This is a genomic window from Photorhabdus sp. RW14-46 (assembly GCF_963887965.1).
In the GTDB taxonomy this organism is placed as follows: Bacteria; Pseudomonadota; Gammaproteobacteria; order Enterobacterales; family Enterobacteriaceae; genus Photorhabdus; species Photorhabdus laumondii.
This window is the reverse complement of the sequence record NZ_CAWPHH010000076.1, coordinates 1-3,393: the sequence shown is the minus strand read 5'-3', so window position 1 is coordinate 3,393 and position 3,393 is coordinate 1. Positions and strand designations below refer to the sequence as shown.

General features: G+C 51.4%; 5 protein-coding genes. 3 read left to right on the top strand and 2 right to left on the bottom strand.

Annotated elements, in window-relative coordinates; genetic code table 11:
* The first annotated feature begins 112 nt into the window (after positions 1 to 112).
* Together AACQ38_RS23440 and AACQ38_RS23435 are read left to right on the top strand one after the other, a co-directional pair.
* On the top strand, positions 113 to 1,000 hold the full coding sequence (locus AACQ38_RS23440; protein ID WP_242685680.1) for a hypothetical protein: 888 nt from the start codon (positions 113 to 115) through the stop codon (positions 998 to 1,000).
* A 14-nt stretch (positions 1,001 to 1,014) separates the two neighbouring features.
* Positions 1,015 to 1,362, top strand: a complete 348-nt coding sequence (locus AACQ38_RS23435; RefSeq protein ID WP_011147859.1) for an immunity 8 family protein — start codon at positions 1,015 to 1,017, stop codon at positions 1,360 to 1,362.
* 52 nt (positions 1,363 to 1,414) lie between these two features.
* On the opposite strand, the gene AACQ38_RS23430 is transcribed toward AACQ38_RS23435, so the two are convergent.
* Together AACQ38_RS23430 and AACQ38_RS23425 are read right to left on the bottom strand one after the other, a co-directional pair.
* Positions 1,415 to 1,642 (bottom strand): SymE family type I addiction module toxin, encoded by a 228-nt coding sequence (locus tag AACQ38_RS23430; RefSeq protein ID WP_011147858.1) that lies wholly within the window; start codon positions 1,640 to 1,642, stop codon positions 1,415 to 1,417.
* Between the two features lie 72 nt (positions 1,643 to 1,714).
* A complete protein-coding gene (locus AACQ38_RS23425) occupies positions 1,715 to 2,077 on the bottom strand; it encodes a helix-turn-helix domain-containing protein (RefSeq protein ID WP_011147857.1) in 363 nt (120 codons plus the stop codon).
* A 132-nt stretch (positions 2,078 to 2,209) separates the two neighbouring features.
* Between AACQ38_RS23425 and AACQ38_RS23420 the strand changes: the two genes are divergently transcribed.
* The coding region (locus tag AACQ38_RS23420; protein WP_165579211.1) for a CHC2 zinc finger domain-containing protein at positions 2,210 to 3,393 on the top strand (1,184 nt) is incomplete at its 3' end.

Genomic DNA, 3,393 nt, shown 5'->3' with positions numbered 1-3,393 from the left:
GCGAAAAGCGCGTCAGGGGGTTTTGGGTTCGGCGGTGAACGCACATTGGAAAAAATGGGTTGTAACTGACTGAGTGCGCAGGGAAAATTGGTGTTCGGTAATCAACGTCGCAATGGAATGGGTTGTTATTGAGAATAACTCTCTGAGCGTGAATGAGCTGGACAGTTTTGCGCACCAAGCCCGCACCTGTGAAGGCGAAAGCTGCAAACAAGTGATCAAGGATATGGTAGACACTAATATCCGCAATCAGCAGGAAATGATGGATTTCTGCAACAGCAACCCGACCCAGTGTGCACAGAAGTATGGTTATCTGGTTGATCAGTGGCCGGTGTTTGAACGTACCCTCAAAAATATGGACCGGGATGGCACATTGCCGGTTGAGTTCAGAAATTACCTGTCGGCGGTGAATACGTTAGGTCAGGCGGCCACAGGCAAGGTAGGCGAACTCGGCTGGACAAAACGCTTTGAGGCGATGGGTATGAGTCAGGAGACCGCCGCTGCAATGGCGATGACGCTACCTATTGTGATGGAGGGAGCCAAAGGGCCGAAGTCGTCACCAAAATCATCGCAAAATAATGCCGGCAAAGATGCTCAGCCTGAGTTAGCAGGGAAAAACACAAGTGGTGCGGAAAATGCGGCAACTTATCCGAAGTTAAAAGAAGACTTGGTGCAACGAAACCTCAGTCATATTGCTTCGCAAGATCCAAGGTTGGCGGCTGTAGTTAAAGGTGATAATGGTAAGCTCAATTATGGCATTGGCACTGGAACTCGAACAGAAGCGGATAGATTAGGCAAAATCTGGGTAGGAGATGGAGCCAAGAAGACTACCGGAAATGGCTGGGTTAGTGCGGATGGTACGAGAGGTTATAGGCCGCCATCAGAGAAACCTAATAGTGCCCATGCCACTACTGGTGTGCAAGCCAACTTTGAAACTTATTCTATTGATTCTAAAGGAAAAATAAATAAGACTGGAAACGGTCATTTAAATATTCTGGATTAAAAGAGGATGCATTAGTGAAAGCAGTACTAAAAGGCATAGATTGTATGCATAAAGATCCAGTTATGTACTCCGGTGAAGATGACGGAACTATTAATATAACCTTATCCCTATTAATCGGGCCAGAGTTGGAAAGTGGGAGTGAATATTTTGATCTTTTTATCTGTACACCTGAATGGCTGTGTAATCATCATTGGCAGCCGGAATTGATACGTCATACGCTTCTGGTACGTGAGTATAATTTGGATGAAATTAAAAAGACCATTACAAACTATATCGATCAGTGCGAGGGGCAAGATTGGATGGAGATAGCGCAAAAGCTATCTCGTGTCTTTGCCTGGGAATATGAGGATTATCAACCTTAACCTGTTGTTATCCAAAGGGTCCAGCTAAAAAACTGGACTCTTCCTTTAGCCGTCAGTCATTCTCAGCCAGTTGAATGATTAACTGCCCGGCTTCGCTGGTAATAGTGATCGGCTTCCCTGTGGTAAAGCCCAACGCAGCCAACCAGCGCCCCTTAATGGTGAGCTGCGGGTACGGATTGGGCTTGCCCCGGTTAGGCCGGTAGCCCACGGTGTAATGCCGTGGCTTTACAGCCTGCACTTTAGTTGTAATGGTTTTTGCTTTAGAATCGCATTTAGCCATGATGAACTACCTCTGATAGTTGGTGATGGTTAGCGGCGCTGGAGTGTTCCCGCACTTCAGCGCCGTGCTGTGTTAACTCTCTTCCTTCGCTGTTGTTGAAATACAGGCCATTGTGCCGGCAATCTGAGTTTTGATGATCATTGCATCCAGCAACTCCTTAATAACCTCCTGCTCATACTGCGGCATACGAGAAATTGCCTCAAATTGATAGCGCAGCCGCTCACTAGGCCCGCGCTCCTGTTCATCAAAAACCAGCATATCCGCACTGACACCGAGCGAAATAGCCAAGCGACGTATTACCTCTAAGGTAGGTTGTGCTGAGCCTCCCTCATAACGCCGGATCTGTAAAACTGCCACACCAGCCATATCAGCCAGCGCCTGCTGAGTGAGCCCGCGTTCCTTGCGTAATGTGGTAAGCCGTTCAGGGAACTGCATATCGAGAAACCAGGTTGTTGAACTTGATATCACTATATATCCCCCTTTTAAAAAGCTTGTTTTTGGATATCTTATCAGATATGTTTTAAATATCAATATAGCATCTTGACAGGTTTTTACAGGAGGTCATTGATGACCCTCGTTCCCGACACCGATTTAGTCCACTTAAAGCAAACCATCTCGTTACTGGGGCTGGCGCGTAAGCAAGGCCGTCCGATGAAAAAACGCGGTGAGGATTATGTGCTGCGCTGTCCGTTCCATAACGAGAAAACGCCCTCAATGGTGATATCGCCGGCTAAGAACCTGTATCACTGCTTTGGCTGTGGTGCCGCGGGATCGGTGCTGGACTGGGTGATACAAACGGAAGGGGTGACGCTGAAAATCGCTATCCGCCGGCTGCGGGAGCTGGCCGGGTTGCCGGACATGGACAATACGGTTGTGGCCGCCTCTTCGTTAGCCGCCCCGCCGGGATCACAGGCGGCCCCCCTGCCGCGCCCGAAACTGGCCGACCTGGACGATGACGGGCAGGCGCTGTTGCATCAGGTGATTGATTTTTATCATCAGCACTTACTGGCGTCACCGGAAGCCAAAGCCTGGCTGGCACGACGCGGGCTGAATCATCCTGAACTGGTCAGCCACTTCCGGCTCGGTTATGCGGGTCATCACGGTATCAGCGGTTCCGCGGGGTTGTTGCCGTCCAAAGACAGTCAGGAAGGTCAGCAGTTGCGCGGCAAGCTGTCGGGGCTGGGCGTGTTGCGTACCACCACCCGGCAGGACCACTTCCGGGGCTGCGTCGTGGTGCCGATAATCGGCTGGGCCGAATCGACCAGTGTGGCCAGCCGCGGGCGGGTGCTGCAACTGTATGGTCGCCGAACCCAGCCGGATTACAAAGTCCTGAAAGACAGCCCAAAGCATCTGTACCTGTCCTCACCGCTAGCCGGGGTCTGGAATGAGGCAGCGATGAAAGCCGCTGCGGAAATTATCCTGTGTGAAGCACTGATCGATGCCATGACCTTCTGGTGTGCCGGGTTCCGCAATGTGATCGCCGCATTCGGGGTGAACGGGTTTAACCGTGAGCATCTCGACGCTTTGCAGTATCACGGCGTGAAACGGGTGCTGATTGCCTTTGACCGCGATGAGGCCGGAGACCGTGGCGTGGCTAATGTAGCCGCTGATTTACTGGAAGCCGGTATCGAGGCATGGCGGGTGCAGTTCCCGCCGGGTATGGATGCCAATGACTATGCGCTGAAAAGCGGCAATGCCGAACATGCGCTGGGGCTGGCCTTGCAACAGGCGGTCTGGCTGGGACAGGGAAC